The sequence below is a fragment of the Sporolactobacillus sp. PKPK-6 genome, assembly GCF_056678885.1.
On record NZ_JBWXPA010000001.1, the window covers coordinates 1,726,997 to 1,749,214 of the forward strand.

The following is a 22,218-nucleotide window of genomic DNA, read 5'->3' on the forward strand; positions in this document are numbered from 1 at the left end:
AATCGTTATGAAAATCAGCAAAAGGTTGACACTTTGGAGAAATTCATCGCTCCTGTTACTTGGCATCGGCATTTCTAATATCGGAGACTGGATCTATCTTATTGCCCTCAACCTAATTGTTCTTGACATGACCCACTCACCGCTGGCAGTAACTATTCTTTATATACTGAAACCGACAGCAACTTTATTGACAAATTTCTGGTCGGGTAGTTTCATTGATCGGCTGAATAAGCGTAAACTGATGATTACGCTCGACCTGGCGCGCGCGGGATTAATTATCCTTTTGCCCAGCATACCATCACTATTCTTTATGTTCCTCGTCGTCTTTGTGATTAACATGGCAAGTTCAATGTTCAACCCGGCTTCTATGACCTACATTACAAAAGTCACGCCACCGGAGCAAAGAAAACAATTTAATTCTCTAAGAGGTTTAATCGAATCCGGAGGGTTCTTAATTGGTCCGGCTATTGCCGGATTACTGTTTCTAATCGGTTCTCCCATGTTCGCAATTTATATTAACGGGCTGTCCTTTGTTCTATCAGCGTTGGTCATCCTATTCCTGCCTAATGTAGAAAAGCATACCCGTTTTGCCATCGCAGAGAAAATGTCTTTTCAGGTCATTAAAATGGATTGGCAGGTTGTCATTCAATTCAGCCTAAAAAATTCACTAGTCATGACTGTCTATTTCTTATTCAGCTGCATGATGGTCATGGCGGCATCTGTTGATTCACTTGAAGCAGCTTTTGCAAAAGCCGTTTTAGGCCTTTCCAATACACGTTATGGTTTCCTTGTCAGCATTGCCGGAGCTGGCATTGCTTGCGGCGCGTTTGTCACTTCACTTTTTGCCCGGAAACTTTCGATTTCGTTTTTAATTCAAATAGGTGCTCTATTTTTCTCATTGGGTTACATTCTTTATGCTGTTTCTCACTCGTTTTCTGTTGCCGCAGCAGGGTTTTTTGTTCTTTCCTTTTTCATGGCTTTCGCGAATGCCGGGTTCTTAACCTTTTATCAAAAGAGCATACCAACGCAAATTATGGGGCGGGTCGGCAGCTTATATGACTTAATCGAAGCCGTCCTCGTCATCATGACAACGATCATTTTTGGCCTGACAGCAGACTATTTTTCAATAAGAGCGGTCGTAATAACGGGAACGATCATCATGTTCGTCGTTGCCCTACTACTATCCGTATTCACTCATTATTGGACGAAAAGGAGTGCCATTCAGAAAGCTCCATGAACTCAACAAATAATAATGTCTGACAAGGTAGCTCTTTTGAGTAAATTATAAATTTATGATATAATTATAGTATAAAGAGCGTTTTATACGTAATCGAAGAGCCCTCCGCAGACCAGTGCGGAGGGCTTTTGTGTTGCTGAAGGTATAAAAGTACCTTCTGTCACTTAAAATAACCAGTGAAGAAGTCTATCGAGAAGCTTTGGCAATGTCTCACGTAGCACAGGGAAGACCAGTTCCCTGAGAAAGAGCTGCCAAGCCGCTTCTCGATTTTTTGCTGACTTCTTCATCTTTCGAGAGCGTTTCATACGTAATCACCTCCTTTACGTTAATTTCACGCAAAGGAAGCGAGCTTTTTAAGTGACACTTGAATTATATCAGAATTGTCCGCAATTTATAGTCTGTATGTTGTTCATTCCTGCTGGAACAGGGGAAAGCATTAACTAATAGTTAAAAACCTCCGCTTATTTAAGCGAAGGTTTGATTTTTGCATTTCACACGATGTGGCATGAAAACACTAGCCTTGAGTTAAAGAGCAACGGAATTTATTTGTTTTTAACAAATGCCAAGTTTAACGCCAATAGTCCTAAAACAGTTGCCATGAAATATTTTTGAATCTTTTTCCATACCGGTCTCTCTCTTAACATTTGGGAAACTTGACCCGCAAAGAACACAATTAATAAGTTCACAGAAAAGCTGATAATAATCTGTGCGGTCCCGAGTACTCCGATTTGCAAAGCTAATGGACCATTTTGCGGATGCTCAAACTGCGGTAACAGAGAGATGTAAAGAACCGCTATTTTGGGATTTAATAAATTCGTCATTAATCCGTTCAAATAGAGTTTTTTCAGAGAATGATGAGGAACATTATGAGGTTCAAAGACCGACTGACTACCCGGCTTTACGGCGTTCCATGCCATCCACAGCAAGTAGATGATTCCTGCTATTTTGATGGCTGAATAAAGCAAAGGAACCGTTTTAAAGATAAAATCAAGTCCCAAAATTGTCGCGATCACATAGACAATAAACCCTGTAACAACACCCAATAAAGAAATGAAACCAGCTTTCTTGCCCTGAGTCAGAGAACAGGATACGAGATACATCATATTTGGTCCGGGTGCACATACAATTCCCAAAGCTACCAGTGAAAAACTGATTAAAGTAATCGAGTCAACCACAGTCTCATTCACCCCATCAACTATTTTTCGTCAAGTCTACCACATGAATAATAAAAAATATATTTTACGGTTAATGCGAACTTCCTCTCTTTTTTACGCGTCTCTGGTCAATAATCATGTCAATCCGATCCAGATCATGCTTGCTACTCAAAATTTCTTTTTTATTGGTTTGAATCAATTGACGATACCTTAGTTTTTTTCTCAAATCGTCATCCCCTTTTCACAGTGGTCATTAGCTTCCTTATCATCATTAATGAATAAAAAAGTTCTCTGCAGAAATGCAGAGAAGATGGTGAGCTTTATTTTAACAGAAGGATTATTATTCATACTATACCACTGTGTTTAATTATATATCAAGTGTTTTTTTCATTTTCTTATGTGATTTGATCAAAAAAACACAATAAAAACCACTCCTCGCGGTTTCGTGTATCGTAACTGCGAAAAGTGGTCCTACTGCCCTTAAACGTCCAGCCGTTTGAACGTCTAATGTTTAAAAAATCCATTTAACGAGGCTTTGCTGTCACGGAAAATCTGTTCTCTCTCTTTTCAATCCTTGCCTTGTTGTTTCTTGAACTTAAGAACCAAGCGGGAATGGCGGCGACCAGAGTACTCACAATTGACCAAACAAATGCGGCATTGTACGCTCCTGAAATATGGGTCAAGCTAGGAACAGAGCCGGACAAATGATGCTGCACAACGGTGGCAAGGATTGCCGTACCGAATGCCCCGCCGATATTTTGAAGCATCCGCGTACTGATCGTCGCCTCAGGAATCTGTCTTTTTGACAATCCCGTGTACGCATCTGCCATAATTGGAATCATCATCGCTCCTTGACCCGCCCCGCGAAAGAAAAGAGCGAGAAGCAGCAGCCATTGCGATGTGTGCTGGTCAGCAAATGCGAACGGTATTGTGGCGAGCACCGATATGAAAATACCTGACATGACGACCCATTTTGCACCTATCAGATCCGTTATTTTGCCAACTTGGGTTCTAGTTAGCAGCATACCGATGCCTTGCGGAATTAAATAAATCCCCGTCCAGACGACACTTGCTCCTCTAATATTCTGATAGTACAGCGGTAAAAGAAGCATTGCTCCATTGATCGTAATACCTGACATTAATAATAAAAGCGACGACGCCGAAAAACTGGGCAGTTTAAAAAGACTGAGACTGACAAGTGCGCGCTTTGGCCAGATCCATGCATAAAGGACATAGAGAATCAGCAGACCCGTACCGATGGAAATTGGCACCATCACCTGGCTTTCAAAAAATTTACCTGTCGTGCTGACCTTAGTAATCCCAAGAATCAATTCCGTAAACGTTCCGGCAAACAAGATCACACTAATCCAATCGAGACGTTTTCCCCGTTCTTCCGGTGTAAATTTCGGCGATTTCCAAAGCAGAAGAATAATGGAGAATAGAGCAATTGGGATATTAATATAGAAAATCCAGTGCCAGTCTAGGTGATCGATAATTAAACCACCGATTGTCGGCCCAAGTATCGGAGCAAAAACGGCCGGAAGACCTACGATCGACATTAATTTCCCAAGATTTTCACCGCCCGCTGCACGTACAATTAATGTTGAAAGAGCAGACATAATCATTCCTGCTCCCGCTCCCTGAATAATTCGACTGACGACAAGAAGCCATAAGCTCCCCGAAAAACCTGCGACTACTGAACCTAACAAAAATAAAACTAAAGCGCCTAAATACAAGGTTTTGCCGCTTATCCAGTCAATGGCCCAGCCTGCGATGGGTACCGCAATCCCAATTGCTAGTACATAAGCAGTAACCACCCACTGGACTGATGAAACCGTGGTATGAAAATCTGCAATAATTGAATTGACAGCGATATTGACCATGGTGGTATCGAGCATCGGTGCCAAGGCACCAAGTACCAAAATGAAACTGATTGCGATCACTTGATTTAAATTGCTTGTTTTGCTTATTCCATTATTCATTGTTTGTTATCCCTTCACCAATTTAAGATACGGCCGTATCTAATATAATTTATGCTATAATAAAAAATAAGAAAAAGCAAGTTTAATTTGGGAGAAAAAAATGGATCAGCAAAAGCGTAAGTCAAGACGACGTGGCACGGAACTTGAGGATGCCTTATTAACCGCTGCCTGGCAGCAGCTCCAAGAGGAAGGCTATCAAAAATTAACGATTGAGGGCATTGCTGCTGCGGCGGGAACGACCAAAACCGTTTTATATCGGAGATGGCCGAAAAAGGCACTGATCGTCGTTGCCGCCTTTAAAAAATTCGGTCCAAAAGTAGACTTTTCAACACCGGACACCGGCGATTTACGTACAGATCTTCTTACTTTGTTATCCGCTCCGGTTGCCGCCTTTTCTTCATTGGGACAGGAGACAATTCGAGGGCTGATTTCAGACCAGATTGGTGAAGCAATTGATAAGCTCTTCATGGCAGCAAATTCGAAAAACATAATTCGTCAATCTCTTGACACGATTTTAGCAAACGCCGCAGCCCGAGGAGAAATTAATCCGGACACAATCACTGATCGTATGAAAAATCTGCCGACACTGCTTTTTATTAATGAACTCCTTACCCATGGAACGTTGACAAAAACTGCGGTTACTGAGATGGTAGATACCCTCCTCATGCCCTTGTTTCAAATGAACGGGAATAGTTAAGCAACGAAACGCTTAGGAACGAACTTCATAAGCAAAGGCCGCTCTCGAACATTCAGAGGCGGCTTCATTTCTGTCTGGACCCGAATCATCCCCTTTCCTTAATGTAATGCGAGGATGATCCTGCCGATTAAACTCAATAGATCAAATACGCAAATATACGAATCTTCACCTTAATTCTCTTTGTCTACCGATTCTATGAGATAATGACTTTTCAATTGGAGATTTGCGCACATCGTTTGCTTCATTCCATTTTCTTGGTGCTGCTGCTCTATGTTTGTCACTCGTTTGAAAAAATCGTGTAAAGGGTGGTTACGATGAAACGCCGTGTATTCTTTTTGACAGCTTTAGCTCTAGTTTTCATTGCCTTCTTGATTTACTTATTTACAGCTGTCCAGCATCAGGAAACCTCTGTACCCCGTTTCACAAAACATAAATATAATGGCGAACGATTGCTGCTGTACCCTCAAGTCCACGGAATCAACAAAAAAGCTGCCGCAAGAATTAATGAAATGCTGGAAAAAGCGGCTCAAAATTCCTACAAGAGTGCTACAAATCTAAAAAGAGCCGGAAGCTTTACTAAAGAAGGCAATGCTCACTATTCCTACAACTCCGCTTATAACGTAATAAATAATAAAACGGCAAGCTGAGTATTTTATATCGCGATTATATGTATACCGGCGGCTCAAACGGCAGCCTCTATGTAACCTTATACAATTTTGATTTATCTACAGGACAACAATATGCGATTAAAGATATTCTTAAAACCTCTGCTCAGTATAAAAAAGTGAAGAACTATGCTTTTAATTATTTGAGTACGCATGAACCCTATGCCAAATCGGTTTCAAAATTAAGTGATTTTACAGTGAACAAAGATACGCAAATCTCATTGTATGATCATGGCATCTATCTCGTTTTTCAAGACGGTGAAATCAAATCCTATCCTGATGGATATCTCTTCATAAAGATTCCTGAATCCGTTTATAAATAAAAGGGCTATTTTATAGCCCTTTTTGATTTCTACGGATTATGAATATAGGCAGCCTTTTGATTGAGTTATTGAGGAGTTGATAACCCCAAAATAAATGCTCCAATGTGCTGTTGTAATTCTGAAATATTCAATTGCGCCGGTCTATTTTTGCGAGTCATAAAATAGCCGAAATTAATCCAAACAAAATTAATGGCTTGCGTTTTGACGTCTACTACTTTCGCTATTCTTCCTTTATCCTTCATTTGAGTTAAATAGTTTCCAGTCAATTCTTTGAAATAAAGTGAAATCTGTTCACTAGCTTCACGAACTTCCGGCAAATGAAGTGAATCTCTCAAACCAGTCATAACAATTGCCTCATGCTTGCTCATAAAAGTCTGGTAGTTCGTGGCTATTTGTAGAAGATCTTCTTCTAGGTTTTCTGTAAGCTTACAATAACTTTGTAAGTCTTTTAAATCCATTAGGTACTCGGTTAGCAAGGCATTTAATAAGCCGCGTTTATCTTTAAAATGCCGAAATACGGTGTTTTCACTTACTGATGAGTCTTGAGCAATTTTTTGTGTCGTTGTGGACTCATACCCGTGCTTAATGATCAGTCCGGTGAAAGCTTGTAAAATTTTTTGTCTGGTGTCTTCTTTAGTCATAAATTCTCCTTTTAAATAGTACTTAGTCATATGTTTGTATATAGTTACCGATTAAATAGTCTGCCCTTTGAACACTGACAAAGGCCTTTGGATCACAGGAAGTAACCAGCCTTTTTAAAAAGAATAACTGACTTCTTTGAGCAATAACAATGATCATGTCTGTTTCTTGCTGAGAATAAATACCGGTTCCCTTAAATAAGGTAGCACCATGTGCAAAGTTCTTCAATCGTTCTATGATTTGATGCGGATTCTTTGTAAAAACGAAGACTGTCATATTTTTTTGCTGAATATAAATATTATCCATAATAAAACTAGTAATTACCATACTAATTAAACTGTACGTTGCTCCAGCAATTCCAAAAAACAAACTGGTCGTCAGCAAAATACTGCCGTTAATCACTGTATTGATAAAGCCTATTTTTTTCTTAAAGCGCTGCTGTACGTAGCTCACGAACACATCTGTTCCGCCTGTAGAAAATCCATTGCGAAAACATAGCCCAACGCCAATTCCAATGATCGTTCCGCCAACAATAGCATTGGTAATTCGTTCAGACAAAATGGGTGTTTGTGGAATAACTTGCAAGAAAATAACATTTGAAAACACTGCAATTAATGAATACATCGTATAGTTTAACCCAAATAAGTACCAGGCTGCCAAGACCAAAGGAATATTCATGATAATGACTAGCATGCTAATACTCAAATTAATGTTTACCAATGATAATATACCGTTCAAGAGTTGAGCAATTCCAGGTATGCCAATAGAATAGACGTTGGCCGGGTTCAAAAAAAGGTTAATGCCAATAGCAGATAGCAAACCATACAAGATAGCAAAACTGAATTTACGCGTATGGATCATTGTTGCTTTCATTTACATTTTTCCTCTCTACTAAAAAAGTTGCAGCTAACTGTCCATTAGCATAGTAACCAAAATAAAAGCCCACATGATGTGGGTTTTCAAGCCATCAATTAACATTATCTTGTTTTTTATTTCAAGATAAGCTCATTCAGCTGATCCGGCGCCTGGGTCATGAATCGATAACCATTGTCAGTGATACAGACAGTGTCTGAATGACGGTATCCACCCTGTCCGTCAAAATACAAACCAGGTTCCACGGAAACAACCATATTCTTTTGTAATCGCGTATCATTACCAAATGATAGTGTCGGTTCCTCATGATTATTTAAGCCAATCCCGTGCCCGGGTCGGTGTAATAAGTGTTGAGTTAAACCTTGTTCCTCCACATAGTTATAAACTGCTTGTTCAACCTCGCTGGCTTTGACACCAGGACGAATCATGTCCAGCATAATTTTACGTGCCTGCATCATTTGATTAAAGTGCCGCTGTTCTTCGGAAGTAGGATCCTCTGTAAAGAACGTTCGCTCACATTCTGCGGCATATCCCGCTAATTTAAAAGTAGCGACATTCACATTGGGACCTTTTGAAACCTGCGCGTCCATTGCAGGAATGCTATGCGGCATATAGCTATAACTAGCCGGCCAGACACCATTGGTAATTCGATTCGTTAAACTAAAATTTTTGCTGATCACTTCACTTTGCGTTTTATGCGGCAGCATGTACAAGTCGAGCACATTGGAGCCTGTATGCACCGTAGCCAACGTTTGACAAACCACATCACTACATACTTTCGCCGTGACTTGAATTTTGTCCAGTTCATAGTCGCTTTTAATGGTTCGCAATTGTTTAATGATCTCTCCAGGAGTCCAATTTATGTCACCCGTTTGATAAGTCAGATACCACGGTACATTATCTTCTACACCGACATGATTCACGTTAACAAGATGTCGTGTCACTACTTCGAACCAGTTCTGACCCTTTTTCGCCGTGACATCAAAATAAGTATCAATCGTGTACTTAAAGTAAGGGACCTGAACATGAGATTCTTCCAATTTAGGAACAATGAATAGCGGATCCTGATTAGCAAACACAATTAAGAAAAATGGCCGTTGTTCGGGACTGTAATTAATGTTTGTCAGGTACCATATGTCTTCAGAATCTGTAATGACGTAGGCCTCCAGATTGCGTTCAACTAATTTTTCCCGACACTTCGTTAATCGATTCTGAATTTCTTGTTCTAATGTGTTCATCCAATCTTCCTTTCACTTCACATATTTTATTATGAGTAAGTACGTACTTACTTTTATTTTGATTATACGCTTTTCGTTTATTTTGTAAAGGAACTAGGCAAAATAAATGGACAAAATTAAAAAGCGGAATGTTTTCTCCGTTTTTTAGAGTGTTTAAATTAAATCTTTTCTAAAATAAGAAAAACCGGGCAAAAAACGCCCGGTCCTTAATTTCACAGGATGTGATGGCTTTCGCGTTGCATACAGGACGTATGCGTATTTAGCGAAAGCTCCTTTACACTTGCGAAAGTTCCTTTTTTTTAGTATTGGTTTGTGTCTTTACAGTGCTGAATCATCACTTCGGTTGCTCGCATCAACTGAGCGCGACCGCGGGCGCATCTCTGCTTTGATTCTCGGCCAAGACACTGGTTTATTCGTTTAAATACGGGACAAAATCTTATACTTTCTTTACGTGTGAAAAAAGGCCGCCTTTCACAATTTCATTTATTGTGAAAGGCGGCCTTAAAAACTATAACTTACCTCTATACGTTGTGCTTTAAGCTTCCAACTGGACTTGAACCAGCGACCCCTTCCTTACCATGGAAGTGCTCTACCGAACTGAGCTATGGAAGCATTGGCTCCACAGGTAGGATTCGAACCTACGACCGATCGGTTAACAGCCGATTGCTCTACCACTGAGCTACTGTGGAATACTTAAGTTAAAATGATATGTATATTATAATGTACTCTCCATTATCATGGAAGGGTTCACATAATAAAATATAATAAGAAACAGGCTGCCATCATCGATGACTTCCTGCCTCTCTCCATTGCCTGGCAGTGACCTACTCTCACAGGGGGACAGCCCCCAATTACCATCGGCACAGAAGAGCTTAACGACCGTGTTCGGGATGGGAACGGGTGTGACCTCTTCGCTATGACCGCCAGACTTCCGGCTCGCATGAGCCTTCAAAACCGGTAACGAAAGCAATCGAAACAAAACAAGTGAATCCAAGGTATTCTGGGTTAAGCCCTCGACCGATTAGTATCTGTCCGCTGCACACCTCACGGTGCTTCCACTTCAGACCTATCAACCTCATCATCTCTAAGGGGTCTTACTGATTTAAAATCATGGGAAATCTCATCTTGAAGGGGGCTTCATGCTTAGATGCTTTCAGCACTTATCCCGTCCACACATAGCTACCCAGCGTATGCTCCTGGCGGAACAACTGGTACACCAGCGGTGTGTCCATCCCGGTCCTCTCGTACTAAGGACAGCTCTTCTCAAATTTCCTACGCCCGCGACGGATAGGGACCGAACTGTCTCACGACGTTCTGAACCCAGCTCGCGTACCGCTTTAATGGGCGAACAGCCCAACCCTTGGGACCTACTTCAGCCCCAGGATGCGATGAGCCGACATCGAGGTGCCAAACCTCCCCGTCGATGTGAACTCTTGGGGGAGATAAGCCTGTTATCCCCAGGGTAGCTTTTATCCGTTGAGCGATGGCCCTTCCATGCGGTGCCACCGGATCACTAAGCCCGACTTTCGTCCCTGCTCGACTTGTAGGTCTCGCAGTCAAGCTCCCTTGTGCCTTTACACTCTGCGAATGATTTCCAACCATTCTGAGGGAACCTTTGGGCGCCTCCGTTACCTTTTAGGAGGCGACCGCCCCAGTCAAACTGCCCGCCTGACACTGTCTCCGAACCGGATCACGGTTCAGGGTTAGAATGTCGATATCGTCAGGGCAGTATCCCACCGATGCCTCCACCGAACCTAGCGGTCCGGTTTCCAAGGCTCCTGCCTATCCTGTACAAACGATACCCACATCCAATATCAAGCTGCAGTAAAGCTCCATGGGGTCTTTCCGTCCTGTCGCGGGTAACCTGCATCTTCACAGGTACTATAATTTCACCGGGTCTCTCGTTGAGACAGTATCCAAATCGTTACACCTTTCGTGCGGGTCGGAACTTACCCGACAAGGAATTTCGCTACCTTAGGACCGTTATAGTTACGGCCGCCGTTTACTGGGGCTTCAATTCAAAGCTTCTCCCGAAGGATAACCTCTCCTTTTAACCTTCCAGCACCGGGCAGGTGTCAGCCCCTATACATCACCTTACGGTTTAGCAGAAACCTGTGTTTTTGGTAAACAGTCGCTTGGATCTTTTCACTGCGGCTCATCGGACCCGTAGGTCCGACGAGCACCCCTTCTCCCGAAGTTACGGGGTGATTTTGCCGAGTTCCTTAACGAGAGTTCTCCCGAGCGTCTTAGAATTCTCTTCTTGCCCACCTGTGTCGGTTTGGGTACGGGCACCGTTTCACTCGCTAGAGGCTTTTCTTGGCAGTGTAGGATCAGGCGCTTCGGTACTTAAGTTCCCTCCTCATCACCGTTTGGCGGATAGCAGCGGGATTTGCCTCGCTGCCGGCCTCGCGGCTTGAACGCACACTTCCATCCGTGCGCTCGCCTTACCTTCCTGCGTCCCCCCATCACTCAAACGTGAAACGCTGGTACAGGAATATCAACCTGTTGTCCATCGCCTACGCCTTTCGGCCTCGGCTTAGGCCCCGACTAACCCTGAGCGGACGAACCTTCCTCAGGAACCCTTAGGCTTTCGACGGAGAAGATTCTCACTTCTCTTTTCGTTACTCATACCGGCATTCTCACTTCCAAACGCTCCAACATGCCTCACGGCACATCTTCAATGCCCTTGGAACGCTCCCCTACCATGACCTTACGGTCATCCGCGACTTCGGTGCTGTGCTTAGCCCCGTTACATTTTCGGCGCGACGCCACTCGACCAGTGAGCTATTACGCACTCTTTAAATGGTGGCTGCTTCTGAGCCAACATCCTGGTTGTCTGGGCAACGTCACATCCTTTCCCACTTAGCACAAACTTAGGGACCTTAGTCGGCGGTCTGGGCTGTTTCCCTTTCGACGACGGATCTTATCACTCGCCGTCTGACTCCCGGACGTAAGGGCTTGGCATTCGGAGTTTGACTGAACTCGGTAATCCTGTGGGGACCCCTTATTCAATCAGTGCTCTACCTCCAAGTCTCACTCATCCGAGGCTAGCCCTAAAGCTATTTCGGGGAGAACCAGCTATCTCCGTGTTCGATTGGCATTTCACCCCTACCCACACCTCATCCCCGCATTTTTCAACATGCGTGGGTTCGGGCCTCCATTCAGTGTTACCTGAACTTCACCCTGGACATGGGTAGATCACACGGTTTCGGGTCGACAACCCTAAACTAAAACGCCCTATTCAGACTCGCTTTCGCTGCGGCTCCGCCTCTTCAGCTTAACCTTGCTTAGAATCGTCACTCGCCGGTCCATTCTACAAAAGGTACGCTGTCACCCCCCGAAGGGGGCTCCAACTACTTGTAAGCACACGGTTTCAGGATCTCTTTCACTCCCCTTCCGGGGTGCTTTTCACCTTTCCCTCACGGTACTGGTTCACTATCGGTCACTGGGGAGTATTTAGCCTTGGGAGACGGTCCTCCCGGATTCCGACGGGGTTTCTCGTGTCCCGCCGTACTCAGGATCCACTCCGGAGTGCACGTTCCGTCGGCTACAGGGCGTTTGCCTTCTTTGGCCGACCCTTCCAGGTCGTTCGCCTGAAACGTGCATTTCTGACTCCATGTGGAGTGTCCTACAACCCCAAAGAGCAAGCTCTTTGGTTTGGGCTGTTTCCCTTTCGCTCGCCACTACTCAGGAAATCGCATTTGCTTTCTCTTCCTCCGGGTACTGAGATGTTTCAGTTCCCCGGGTCTGCCTTACTCTGCCTATGGATTCAGCAGAGCATCCTATCTGTTCAAGATAGGGGGTTCCCCCATTCGGAAATCTTCGGATCAATGCTTACTTACAGCTCCCCGAAGCGTATCGGCGTTCGTTCCGTCCTTCATCGGCTCCCAGTGCCAAGGCATCCACCGTGCGCTCTTTAAAACTTAACCACTGACGATGAAAATATTGCTCCTCATCCGCCACATTCATGATTAGTTTCTTGATCGTAAGATCAATTCAATAATCTTCTTGGATGTTTCTTGACTTTCTTTCGTTGCTTTCGTTATCCAGTTTTCAAGGTTCAAGGCTGCCTTTCGGCACGCCGGTGAAGGAATGATTCCTTCAAAACCAAACAAAAGTCCAAGCGCTTCGCTATTGATCGTTTCCTTAGAAAGGAGGTGATCCAGCCGCACCTTCCGATACGGCTACCTTGTTACGACTTCACCCCAATCATTTGTCCCACCTTCGGCGGCTGAGTCCATAAAGGTTCTCGCACCGACTTCGGGTGTTACAAACTCTCGTGGTGTGACGGGCGGTGTGTACAAGGCCCGGGAACGGATTCACCGCGGCATGCTGATCCGCGATTACTAGCAATTCCGGCTTCATGCAGGCGAGTTGCAGCCTGCAATCCGAACTGGGGGTGGCTTTATGGGATTAGCTCGACCTCGCGGTTTCGCTGCCCTTTGTACCACCCATTGTAGCACGTGTGTAGCCCAGATCATAAGGGGCATGATGATTTGACGTCATCCCCACCTTCCTCCGGTTTGTCACCGGCAGTCACCTTAGAGTGCCCAACTGAATGCTGGCAACTAAGATCAAGGGTTGCGCTCGTTGCGGGACTTAACCCAACATCTCACGACACGAGCTGACGACAACCATGCACCACCTGTCACTCTGTCCCCCGAAGGGGAACGGCCTATCTCTAGACTTGTCAGAGGATGTCAAGACCTGGTAAGGTTCTTCGCGTTGCTTCGAATTAAACCACATGCTCCACTGCTTGTGCGGGCCCCCGTCAATTCCTTTGAGTTTCAACCTTGCGGTCGTACTCCCCAGGCGGAATGCTTAATGTGTTAACTTCAGCACTAAGGGTTGGACCCCCTAACACCTAGCATTCATCGTTTACGGCGTGGACTACCAGGGTATCTAATCCTGTTTGCTCCCCACGCTTTCGCGCCTCAGCGTCAGTTACAGACCAGAGAGCCGCCTTCGCCACTGGTATTCCTCCACATATCTACGCATTTCACCGCTACACGTGGAATTCTACTCTCCTCTTCTGTACTCAAGCTTCCCAGTTTCCAATGACCGTTTGCGGTTGAGCCGCAAGATTTCACATCAGACTTAAGAAGCCGCCTGCGCGCGCTTTACGCCCAATAATTCCGGACAACGCTTGCCACCTACGTATTACCGCGGCTGCTGGCACGTAGTTAGCCGTGGCTTTCTGGCCGGATACCGTCACTGCAAGAGCATTTCCTCTCCTGCACGTTCTTCTCCGGCAACAGAGCTTTACGATCCGAAAACCTTCTTCGCTCACGCGGCGTTGCTCCATCAGACTTTCGTCCATTGTGGAAGATTCCCTACTGCTGCCTCCCGTAGGAGTTTGGGCCGTGTCTCAGTCCCAATGTGGCCGATCACCCTCTCAGGTCGGCTATGCATCGCTGTCTTGGTGGGCCGTTACCCCGCCAACTAACTAATGCACCGCGGGCCCATCTGTCAGTGATGGCCGAAACCATCTTTCAGCCCTGCACCATGCGGTGCAGGGGATTATCCGGTATTAGCTGCGGTTTCCCACAGTTATCCCAGTCTGACAGGCAGGTTACCCACGTGTTACTCACCCATCCGCCGCTCACTTCCGGGAGCAAGCTCCCTTCTATGCGCTCGACTTGCATGTATTAGGCACGCCGCCAGCGTTCGTCCTGAGCCAGGATCAAACTCTCCAAAAAGTGTTACTTGATGTCGGATACGAGATCCGACCTTGCTTTTTCGTTCATAAGATCCATAGCAAAATTGAATTGATTATGGGGTTTAAAACCCTTATATCACGCTTGGCTTTTGTTCAGTTTTCAAGGAACATTCTTCATCGTCTCTATCAGACGACCTAAACAATTATATCTTCTTAACTATTCATTGTCAACCCTTTTTTAAATTTAATTTTGATCACTCGATCGCATCAAATCATTATTTCGGAAAGACAACAAAATTTATTTTACCAGCTATAAAGAAAATGTCAACAGTTTTTTTATTCTTTCTGTATATAAAGGCCGTCCGCATATTCACCAGAGCTTGCCCATACAATGGTACAAACATTCGAACGAGGTGGACCACTCATGCTTTGGATCATCAACGGCAAACGTATAAAGAACATCATGCTGATTATTATTGCCGCCTTCTTTGCGGCGCTGATTTTATTCGTTCAAAAACAAGAGACGGATGTGTTTACACCGATTCAATCAACCGGAGCGCTCTCAAAAGTTGAGACTGATCAGAAGCATCTGGCTCTGACATTCGACATTAATTGGGGAGATCAGCAGCTCCCACTGATTCTGAAGACCCTTAATAAAGAACATGTAAAAGCGACCTTCTTCATTTCCGGAGAATGGGCCGAACGGCATCCGAGCCTTGTTCGCAGTATGGCACGAAACGGTCATGAGGTTGAATCCCACGGAATGCGGCATGAAGATTACACGCAATTGGACACGTCTCGTGTCCGCTCAGACATCCTGTTTGGGCGTGAGGCTATTTATAAAACACTTGGCGAACGCCCAAACATGATTCGGCCGCCTTTCGGAAAGACAAATAAAGAGACATTGAGTACGGCCGGCAGTCTAAATCAGCAGGTGGTGCTTTGGAGTGTGAATCCTCGTGATGAAAAAAATCCAGGTTATAAAGTCATCGTCAGCCGCGTCTTACGCAAAACCGGTAAAGGAGACATTATTAAGCTCCATGCTTCGGACTCGGCAAAGGGAACGGATCGTGCATTGCCACTTATTATAAGAGAACTTGAAAACAGAGGGTATCAATTTGTCACAGTGAAGAGTCTTATTTCTGATACGCAGTCAAAAAGCAAGTTGATGGATTAAGGATTTTCCTGACTTTCTGAACTTTGTTGGCTTTCCGACTTTTCCTGTTCCTTCTTTAAAGCCGCGATGATCGCATCAGCAAGCCGCTTTTTATAGAGAGGAGTCGCCATAAGTTCGCCAATGGTCTGCTCGATTTGTCCGCGAAACGGCTTAGTTTTAAGAAGACTCAAGTACTGCTGCTGCATTTCAGGTGTTTTCAGAATATCCATCATCATGCCTTGATACCCTGGATCCTTCATCATCTGTTTTAATAATTTCTCATTTTCGCTCTCCATGGTCTTTGCCAGCTGTTCAGAGAAGTCCGGATCGTTAAATAGTTGCCGCCATAATTTTTGCCCTTGCTCAGTCGTGAGTGTCTGTACCACTGTTTTGCGAACAATCGGATCATCCAGTACAATGGCTTGTCTCATTTCACTGTCCTTCAATAGATCCCTAATCGTGTCTTTACCGTCATCCGTTTTGAGCAGATCCAAAACCATTTTTTTATTTTCCTGATAGGTTGGCGGTTTTTGCCCGTTTCCGCAGCCTGCCAAGCTGACGAGCATAGCGGTACACATGATCAATGATAGTACTCTAGCCATAAATGCGATCCTCCCTAACCAACAATGTCCCTGCTTTAATATGTGTGAACCGCACTTTTTTATTCAGGTAATTCGGATTCAATCACATGATTAAAAGGTAATATCGAACTGTTTGGATTAGGTAGGATTTTGCATAGTTAGGGAGTGATTGCGAAGTGTATAAAAGCGCATGAAGGACAACAAACAGTGCAAGTTAAGGTGAAAGCGAGAAAAGTGAAGGCGAACAGCAGAAAATTTAAAGCTAATCCATCAAAAGTTAAAGCGAAACCAGAAGGTTAAAGCCAAACCTATAAAAGTGAAAGTAAACGGCGGTAAACTTAAAGCTAATCCATCAAAAGTTAAAGCGAAACCAGAAAGTTAAAACCAATTCGATAAAAGCGAAAGCCAACCGCATAATTACTGAACTTTGTTCGTTTCAACTTTTTGTGATTTCGTTACCACCTTTCCACGATTCGTTACAAGTCCAGATGTCAGCAAATCTTACGGGCTTATTGCGTATCATCCGTCTATGATCGAGAAAGATAGGGTGTGAACATGTTTTCATCTTTAAACACGGCTGCGGCAAATAAAAAGCCCCGGATCTAGGATGCCAGCATCCAATGACCGGGGTGATTTGTTTTAAATCAAGATAATTTGCTAATAACCTTTTTTGCAATGTCGTTATACACCGGAGCGATCGGGTCGTCTTCAAAATAGACGCCCGGAGCGAACGTTCCTTCTTTCGGTTGCGGCTGCGTAAGCGGCACTCGGCCGAGAAGATCGGTGTGCAGCAGATCGCTGAGTTTGTCGCCGCCGCCTTTGCCGAAGACATAATCAATCTCTCCGGTCTTTTTGCTTTGATAATACGCCATGTTCTCAACAACACCGAGAATTTCATGCTTGGTGTGAGTTGCCATTGCCCCTGCACGTGCCGCGACAAATGCAGCGGTCGGATGCGGTGTGGTGACAATAATCTCTTTTGAATGCGGCAATTTGCTGTGAATGTCCATGGCCACATCACCGGTTCCCGGCGGCAGATCGAGTACCAAATAATCAAGATCGCCCCAGTATACATCATTAAAGAAGTTATTCAGCATTTTGCCGAGCATTGGGCCTCGCCAAATGACCGGAGAATTATTTTCAACAAAGAAGCCCATGGAAATGATTTTGATACCGAACCGCTCAACCGGGATAATCCGGTCATTTTTTATCGCCGGGCGCTTCTCAATGCCCATCATATCCGGCACACTGAAGCCGTAAATATCGGCATCCAGCAAGCCGACCTTCTTTCCCTGCCGTGCAAGTGCGAGCGCAAGATTGACGGAAACCGTGGATTTTCCGACGCCGCCCTTCCCGCTCGCTACAGCGATAAACTCTGTTTTCACTCCAGGTGAAAGCAGTGTCGGCAGATCAACGGGAAAACCGCCCAACTGTTTGATTTCTTCATCGCTGAGCACTGCAAAACGAATGCTCACCGCTTTTGCGCCTTGCTCTTTAATTTTTGACGAGAGTTCGACCTGAATTTGCATCTGTTTCACTTGGTCCTGCTTAGCAAGAGCAATGTCCATGCGAACGTGATCATCCTCGATCGTCAATTCCTTCAATGCCTGTGTTTCCAAAAGATTTTTATGCAAAAAGGGGTCCTGGACGGTTTTCAGCACGTCCAAAACCTGCTGTTTTTTGATCATATTCTCACCAACCCTTCCGCTAATGCATGCATTTTCAGTATACCAATCCGGGTACCAAAAACCCAGTAATTGAACACCTTTGCTTTAATCAGAAGGGACCTTTTCATTTGTGAAATAACGCATGACGCCTTGGCTAATGGAAGCTGCCGCTTGTTTTTGATAATCACGTTGTACGAGCAGCGCACGCTCCTGGGCATTCGAGAGAAATCCTACCTCAACGAGCGCGGACGGTGCCTCCGCCTTTTTCAGCAGATAGACATGGCTGATTGGTTTCGCGTACCGATTTGTATTGCCGAGATTGCGTTTCAAGGAATCCTGAATGAACAGAGCGAGCTTGCGGTTCTCGCTGAATTTCGGGTGGTAAAAGGTTTGCGCACCATGCAGGCTTGGCATTGGAATCGCATTAAGATGAACACTGACAAACGCATCCGGATGCGTTTTATTAATAAGTTCTGCCCGACGCACGAGATCCTGCCTTTTATGCCGCCCTTCATAATTGTCATCCGCTAAATCCATGTCTTTATCCCGGGTCATCATTACAACAGCACCCATTTCCTGTAAGTAATTGCGCACATCCTGTGCAATTTTAAGCGTAATATCCTTTTCTTCAGTACTTCCGCCCACCGCGCCTCCGTCCGGTCCGCCGTGCCCTGCATCAATGACAATAACCCGCCCCGCGAGCGGTGTATGCCAATTCTGACTCGTATGCCAGCTTACCAGCCATTTGACACCGGCCAGTGTCACAAAGCCGAGCACTACAACCATGCATCCCCAAAATAACCATCTGCGTCTCACGCCAATCCCCCCACACATGCAAGCCTGTCTCTATCTCATATATATGGACAAAGCCTGCGATTATGCGCGGATTAGTGAAGCTTGAGACGCCAACGTTTCAGCGAGGCATCAAATCCCTCTGACCACCAGTTGAATAAGTATTTGCGACAAGTATCCTGCAGGTCATCAAGTGATTGCTGATCTGCTCCCCAGAAAAGCCAGAAATCATAAAAGTCGTCATAAAGGGCATAAAATTCAATTTTGCTTCGTTTGAATGCTTCGATTTTTTCTTCCCCATAAAAGCCGAAGCGTCCCATCGAAGAACCCAGCAAGAAGCTCTCAAGTGCGTATTCTGCGCACATTTCTTTGCCGGTTTTTGCGGCCGCAGGAACAAGTACTAAATAACGGTCAAAATAATCCTGCACCGCCTGTTCAATTTTAGAAAACGATAAATCTTGAAGCGCCCGGCGTTCTGAATCGAGCTGTTTATGACGCAGTTTCTCTTTAAAATCCATGACAACACCCATGATCGCTCCTCCTTCCCTCTTTATCATCAGGCAAGAGAGCTTCGATCAACCGTAACAGCTTTTTCCATGCTGCTTCCGCCCATAAGGAAAGTGGTGGAAGCATAAACAGTACGAAAAATGTTTGCTTCTGAAGCATTGACGCGGTCTTATGAAAAACTGATACTTATGTTAAGAAAAATCACTAGCGTTGCAGTAATCAAAACTGATGATTCAAAATACTAGGAATAGTCGAATTTAAAGAGGCTAGCCAACAAAAAAATCCTTTACAATGGAAGGATAGGTGATTCTATCCAAATCCAAAGAAAAGGATTCACGCATGGATAAGAATACACATCTCTCTTCATTTTCGCAATGGTTAAATCAGATAAACTTTAAACAGCTTGACGAAACCCTCGGACAAACCGGCGGTGACAAGTACGTGAAAAAGCTGACGACAAAGGCTTATATGACCCTTTTTCTGTATGCTCATCTCCAGAAAGAAGACAGTCTGCGTTCGATTTCGGACTGCGTCTTAAGTGAAGAGCTTCAGAAAGCAACGGGTCTCTCGTCGATCAGCGCCTCACAACTCTCAAGAAAAAATAACTCGGTTGACCCGCAACTGTTGATGATGCTCTTTCTTGATCTGGTCGCCAAGATTAAAGGCAAACGAGCACCCCAAATGGATGAACAGCTTAGGGTTGTGGATTCGACGACGATATCCCTGAATGCTCAGCGCTATCCATGGGCTCACTTTCGCAAAACCAAAGCCGGCGTCAAGCTGCACCTTCGCCTTGTCTTTATGGGAAAAGGGCAAGTGTTTCCGGAAAAAGCAGTCCTTACATCCGCTCAAGTCAATGACCGCTCGCAACTCGATGTGCTCGTTGACGAGAAAGAAGCCATGTATGTCTTTGATCGAGGCTATGTGGATTACCAGGCCTTTGATCGTTTTTCCGAAGAGGGGATGTTCTTTGCTTCCCGTTTAAAAAAGAATGCCGTTATCCATGTCCTGCACAACTATAAAGTCCCCGAGAAAAGTTCTCTTTTATCGGATCAAATGATCCTGCTGGGCAGCATTCAAAACCAAACGGAAAATGCCTTCCGTCTCATCGTGGCGCAAGACGATCAGGGGAAGAACATTCGGATCATCACCAATCGTTTTGACTTGTCGGCGACAGAAATCAGTGATGTCTATCGTCATCGATGGGCCATCGAACTTTTTTTCAAATGGCTGAAGCAACATGTTCGGATCCAAACATTTTACGGACAAAGTGAGAAGGCTGTCCAGAATCAACTACTTTTGGCGTTGATTCATTACAGTCTATTCGTTTTGATTCAGCAGAAACTTAAAACGACGAGTTCAGTACTTCAACTGAACCGATGGTTCAAAGCTGTGCTTTGGAAATCCTGTGAGCAATGGTTCCGCCGTATTCGTTTTCAAATGAATAAAAGGAAACGAGTAACCTAAAGGCACCTTAAAGGCTGTTGACACTTGGACACTGATTAACTGGATAAAATTGTAAAATGGATCGAGTCACCTTTTAGGTGGACATTAACTTTTTTGGCTTTGGTAGAAAAAATACAAATTCTGAATAGTTCGTCAATATTTATGCAACGCTAGTTACTAACGTTGCAGGAATTAAATGTGATGATTCATAATACTATAAATGTTCAAAATTAAGAAGGTCAGGGCATAAAAAAATCCTTTATTATGGAAGGATAGGTGTTTCCTATCCAAATCCAAATAAAGGACTCGACTATGGATAAGAATACACGACTTTCATCCTTTGAACAATGGTTAAATCCAATTAATTTTAGACACCTGGAACAGAAACTGAATCAGACTCAGGCAGATAAATACGTGAAAAAGCTGACCACCAAGGCTTATATCCTGCTCTTTCTCTATGCTCAGCTTCATAAAGAAGACAGCCTGCGCGCTCTGTCGGACTGTGTCCTGAATCAACATCTTCAACGGGTCACAGGACTTTCTTCAATCAGCGCCGCTCAGCTCTCAAGAAAGAATAACACGGTGGATCCCCAACTCTTGATGATGCTCTTCTTAGAACTCGTTGCCAAGATGAAAGGAAAACCTGTACCGGATTCGAAAAGGTTATTGAAAATCGTTGATTCCACGACGATCACCATGAACCCGAACCAATTCCCATGGGCACAGTTCCGAAAAACAAAAGCAGGAGTGAAGCTGCACCTTCGCCTCGTGTTCCTGGGCAAGGGACAGGTCTTTCCGGAAAAAGCGATCCTGACGTCAGCTCAGGTTCATGACCGTGAGGAACTGGATGCCTTGGTCGATGAGGAGGCCATGTATGTCTTTGATCGCGGCTACATCGACTATAAGGCCTTCGACCGTTTCTCGGATAATGGCATATTCTTTGCCTCTCGTCTGAAGAAGAACGCGGTCACGCAAACTATTCGCAGCTATGCGGTTCCAGAAGATGGGGCGATTCAGTCAGACCAGATGATCCTGCTGGGTGATCCGCTTCATCAGGCGGACAACTTCTTTCGCCTGATCGTGTCTCAGGATGATCAGGGACGAACCATCCGGATCATCACTAATCGTTTTGATCTTCCAGCAGAGGAACTCGGGACGATCTACCGGGAACGTTGGGCGATTGAACTCTTTTTCAAATGGCTCAAGCAACATGTCCGTCTGAAAACCTTCTATGGTCAGAGTGAAACCGCCGTTCATAATCAAATCATTTTGTCGCTGATTCACTACTGCTTATTTCTTCTGGTCCAACAGGAACTCGAGACGAGTGCTTCCCTGCTGCAGATCAGTCGGTGGCTCAAAGGGATGCTTTGGAGCCCTGCGAAAAAATGGCTCCATCGTCTTCAGTTCCGGACAAGGAAAGAGAAAGTGAAGACTTAAAAGAGACCACAAAAACCTGTCACTCTGGAACAAATGGATAATATTGTAAAAATGGAATGGAGCACCTTTTAGGGACTCGTTGGCTTTTTTAATCACGCCAGAGAAATCAATCATCTGAATATTTTGGCAAAAAGAAATCAATATGTTTATGCAACGCTAGTAAAC

At 44.6% G+C, this 22,218-nt stretch carries 18 protein-coding genes, 2 tRNA genes and 3 rRNA genes; 7 read left to right on the forward strand and 16 right to left on the reverse strand.

Features of this window, described 5'->3' with window-relative positions:
• Window positions 1-13: 13 nt before the first annotated feature.
• Entirely contained in the window at window positions 14-1,237 is a 1,224-nt protein-coding gene (locus AC1MBV_RS08420; RefSeq protein WP_480948276.1) for an MFS transporter, read from the forward strand.
• Between the two features lie 164 nt (window positions 1,238-1,401).
• Here the strand turns inward: AC1MBV_RS08420 and AC1MBV_RS08425 are convergent, their stop codons facing one another.
• The 4 genes from AC1MBV_RS08425 to AC1MBV_RS08440 form a co-directional block, all read right to left on the reverse strand.
• Window positions 1,402-1,542: a hypothetical protein gene (locus tag AC1MBV_RS08425; protein WP_480948095.1), complete on the reverse strand. Its 141-nt coding sequence runs from the start codon at window positions 1,540-1,542 to the stop codon at window positions 1,402-1,404.
• 237 nt (window positions 1,543-1,779) lie between these two features.
• On the reverse strand, window positions 1,780-2,412 hold the full coding sequence (locus tag AC1MBV_RS08430; RefSeq protein ID WP_255749295.1) for a LysE family translocator: 633 nt from the start codon (window positions 2,410-2,412) through the stop codon (window positions 1,780-1,782).
• A 70-nt stretch (window positions 2,413-2,482) separates the two neighbouring features.
• Window positions 2,483-2,617: an FbpB family small basic protein gene (locus tag AC1MBV_RS08435; RefSeq protein ID WP_255749294.1), complete on the reverse strand. Its 135-nt coding sequence runs from the start codon at window positions 2,615-2,617 to the stop codon at window positions 2,483-2,485.
• Between the two features lie 298 nt (window positions 2,618-2,915).
• On the reverse strand, window positions 2,916-4,373 hold the full coding sequence (locus AC1MBV_RS08440) for an MDR family MFS transporter (protein WP_255749293.1): 1,458 nt from the start codon (window positions 4,371-4,373) through the stop codon (window positions 2,916-2,918).
• 100 nt (window positions 4,374-4,473) lie between these two features.
• Between AC1MBV_RS08440 and AC1MBV_RS08445 the strand changes: the two genes are divergently transcribed.
• The 3 genes from AC1MBV_RS08445 (at window position 4,474) to AC1MBV_RS08455 (ending at window position 6,058) form a co-directional block, all read left to right on the forward strand.
• The gene (locus tag AC1MBV_RS08445; RefSeq protein ID WP_480948096.1) at window positions 4,474-5,070 is read left to right on the forward strand and encodes a TetR/AcrR family transcriptional regulator; all 597 of its coding nucleotides are present in this window, start codon (window positions 4,474-4,476) and stop codon (window positions 5,068-5,070) included.
• A 314-nt stretch (window positions 5,071-5,384) separates the two neighbouring features.
• Window positions 5,385-5,717, forward strand: a complete 333-nt coding sequence (locus tag AC1MBV_RS08450) for a hypothetical protein (protein WP_480948097.1) — start codon at window positions 5,385-5,387, stop codon at window positions 5,715-5,717.
• Between the two features lie 20 nt (window positions 5,718-5,737).
• On the forward strand, window positions 5,738-6,058 hold the full coding sequence (locus AC1MBV_RS08455; protein ID WP_480948098.1) for a hypothetical protein: 321 nt from the start codon (window positions 5,738-5,740) through the stop codon (window positions 6,056-6,058).
• Window positions 6,059-6,123: 65 nt separating this feature from the next.
• On the opposite strand, the gene AC1MBV_RS08460 is transcribed toward AC1MBV_RS08455, so the two are convergent.
• The 8 genes from AC1MBV_RS08460 to AC1MBV_RS08495 all read right to left on the reverse strand — a co-directional run bounded on the left by AC1MBV_RS08460 (window position 6,124) and on the right by AC1MBV_RS08495 (window position 14,507).
• Window positions 6,124-6,699: a TetR/AcrR family transcriptional regulator gene (locus AC1MBV_RS08460; protein WP_480948099.1), complete on the reverse strand. Its 576-nt coding sequence runs from the start codon at window positions 6,697-6,699 to the stop codon at window positions 6,124-6,126.
• A 22-nt stretch (window positions 6,700-6,721) separates the two neighbouring features.
• Window positions 6,722-7,570, reverse strand: a complete 849-nt coding sequence (locus AC1MBV_RS08465; RefSeq protein ID WP_480948100.1) for a YitT family protein — start codon at window positions 7,568-7,570, stop codon at window positions 6,722-6,724.
• 116 nt (window positions 7,571-7,686) lie between these two features.
• Window positions 7,687-8,808, reverse strand: coding sequence for a M24 family metallopeptidase (locus AC1MBV_RS08470; RefSeq protein ID WP_255749288.1), 1,122 nt, complete (start codon window positions 8,806-8,808; stop codon window positions 7,687-7,689).
• A 538-nt stretch (window positions 8,809-9,346) separates the two neighbouring features.
• Window positions 9,347-9,420, reverse strand: a tRNA-Thr gene (locus AC1MBV_RS08475).
• Window positions 9,421-9,422: 2 nt separating this feature from the next.
• Window positions 9,423-9,497, reverse strand: a tRNA-Asn gene (locus AC1MBV_RS08480).
• 122 nt (window positions 9,498-9,619) lie between these two features.
• Window positions 9,620-9,736: ribosomal RNA gene (rrf, locus tag AC1MBV_RS08485) — 5S ribosomal RNA — on the reverse strand.
• Window positions 9,737-9,809: 73 nt separating this feature from the next.
• A 23S ribosomal RNA gene (locus AC1MBV_RS08490) occupies window positions 9,810-12,737 on the reverse strand.
• Window positions 12,738-12,958: 221 nt separating this feature from the next.
• A 16S ribosomal RNA gene (locus AC1MBV_RS08495) occupies window positions 12,959-14,507 on the reverse strand.
• The 16S, 23S and 5S rRNA genes sit together here with 2 tRNA genes alongside, the layout of an rRNA operon.
• A 384-nt stretch (window positions 14,508-14,891) precedes the next feature.
• Between AC1MBV_RS08495 and AC1MBV_RS08500 the strand changes: the two genes are divergently transcribed.
• Complete coding sequence (locus AC1MBV_RS08500; protein ID WP_255748518.1) at window positions 14,892-15,644, forward strand: polysaccharide deacetylase family protein; 753 nt, start codon at window positions 14,892-14,894, stop codon at window positions 15,642-15,644.
• On the opposite strand, the gene gerD is transcribed toward AC1MBV_RS08500, so the two are convergent.
• From gerD to AC1MBV_RS08520, 4 genes are all read right to left on the reverse strand, one after another.
• Window positions 15,641-16,225, reverse strand: coding sequence for a spore germination lipoprotein GerD (gerD, locus tag AC1MBV_RS08505; protein ID WP_255748519.1), 585 nt, complete (start codon window positions 16,223-16,225; stop codon window positions 15,641-15,643). The genes AC1MBV_RS08500 and gerD overlap by 4 nt on opposite strands.
• 623 nt (window positions 16,226-16,848) lie before the next feature.
• On the reverse strand, window positions 16,849-17,892 hold the full coding sequence (locus AC1MBV_RS08510) for an Mrp/NBP35 family ATP-binding protein (RefSeq protein WP_480948101.1): 1,044 nt from the start codon (window positions 17,890-17,892) through the stop codon (window positions 16,849-16,851).
• A gap of 84 nt (window positions 17,893-17,976) precedes the next feature.
• A complete protein-coding gene (cwlD, locus tag AC1MBV_RS08515) occupies window positions 17,977-18,687 on the reverse strand; it encodes an N-acetylmuramoyl-L-alanine amidase CwlD (RefSeq protein WP_255748521.1) in 711 nt (236 codons plus the stop codon).
• 71 nt (window positions 18,688-18,758) lie between these two features.
• Window positions 18,759-19,220, reverse strand: coding sequence for a DUF2521 family protein (locus tag AC1MBV_RS08520; protein ID WP_480948102.1), 462 nt, complete (start codon window positions 19,218-19,220; stop codon window positions 18,759-18,761).
• Window positions 19,221-19,509: 289 nt separating this feature from the next.
• Between AC1MBV_RS08520 and AC1MBV_RS08525 the strand changes: the two genes are divergently transcribed.
• Window positions 19,510-20,637 (forward strand): IS4 family transposase, encoded by a 1,128-nt coding sequence (locus AC1MBV_RS08525; protein ID WP_480947342.1) that lies wholly within the window; start codon window positions 19,510-19,512, stop codon window positions 20,635-20,637.
• 291 nt (window positions 20,638-20,928) lie between these two features.
• Window positions 20,929-22,053: an IS4 family transposase gene (locus tag AC1MBV_RS08530; protein ID WP_480947824.1), complete on the forward strand. Its 1,125-nt coding sequence runs from the start codon at window positions 20,929-20,931 to the stop codon at window positions 22,051-22,053.
• The last annotated feature ends 165 nt before the right edge of the window (window positions 22,054-22,218 follow it).

Excerpts from the sequence above, each read along its gene's own strand:
- AC1MBV_RS08520 (WP_480948102.1), bottom strand. The coding sequence starts at position 19,220 with ATGATAAAGAGGGAAGGAGGAGCGATCATGGGTGTTGTCATGGATTTT.
- AC1MBV_RS08455 (WP_480948098.1), top strand. The coding sequence starts at position 5,738 with ATGTATACCGGCGGCTCAAACGGCAGCCTCTATGTAACCTTATACAAT.
- AC1MBV_RS08510 (WP_480948101.1), bottom strand. The coding sequence starts at position 17,892 with ATGATCAAAAAACAGCAGGTTTTGGACGTGCTGAAAACCGTCCAGGAC.
- AC1MBV_RS08530 (WP_480947824.1), top strand. The coding sequence starts at position 20,929 with ATGGATAAGAATACACGACTTTCATCCTTTGAACAATGGTTAAATCCA.
- AC1MBV_RS08470 (WP_255749288.1), bottom strand. The coding sequence starts at position 8,808 with ATGAACACATTAGAACAAGAAATTCAGAATCGATTAACGAAGTGTCGG.
- AC1MBV_RS08465 (WP_480948100.1), bottom strand. The coding sequence starts at position 7,570 with ATGAAAGCAACAATGATCCATACGCGTAAATTCAGTTTTGCTATCTTG.
- AC1MBV_RS08525 (WP_480947342.1), top strand. The coding sequence starts at position 19,510 with ATGGATAAGAATACACATCTCTCTTCATTTTCGCAATGGTTAAATCAG.
- AC1MBV_RS08460 (WP_480948099.1), bottom strand. The coding sequence starts at position 6,699 with ATGACTAAAGAAGACACCAGACAAAAAATTTTACAAGCTTTCACCGGA.
- AC1MBV_RS08450 (WP_480948097.1), top strand. The coding sequence starts at position 5,385 with ATGAAACGCCGTGTATTCTTTTTGACAGCTTTAGCTCTAGTTTTCATT.
- gerD (WP_255748519.1), bottom strand. The coding sequence starts at position 16,225 with ATGGCTAGAGTACTATCATTGATCATGTGTACCGCTATGCTCGTCAGC.
- AC1MBV_RS08500 (WP_255748518.1), top strand. The coding sequence starts at position 14,892 with ATGCTTTGGATCATCAACGGCAAACGTATAAAGAACATCATGCTGATT.
- AC1MBV_RS08445 (WP_480948096.1), top strand. The coding sequence starts at position 4,474 with ATGGATCAGCAAAAGCGTAAGTCAAGACGACGTGGCACGGAACTTGAG.
- AC1MBV_RS08425 (WP_480948095.1), bottom strand. The coding sequence starts at position 1,542 with ATGAAACGCTCTCGAAAGATGAAGAAGTCAGCAAAAAATCGAGAAGCG.
- AC1MBV_RS08440 (WP_255749293.1), bottom strand. The coding sequence starts at position 4,373 with ATGAATAATGGAATAAGCAAAACAAGCAATTTAAATCAAGTGATCGCA.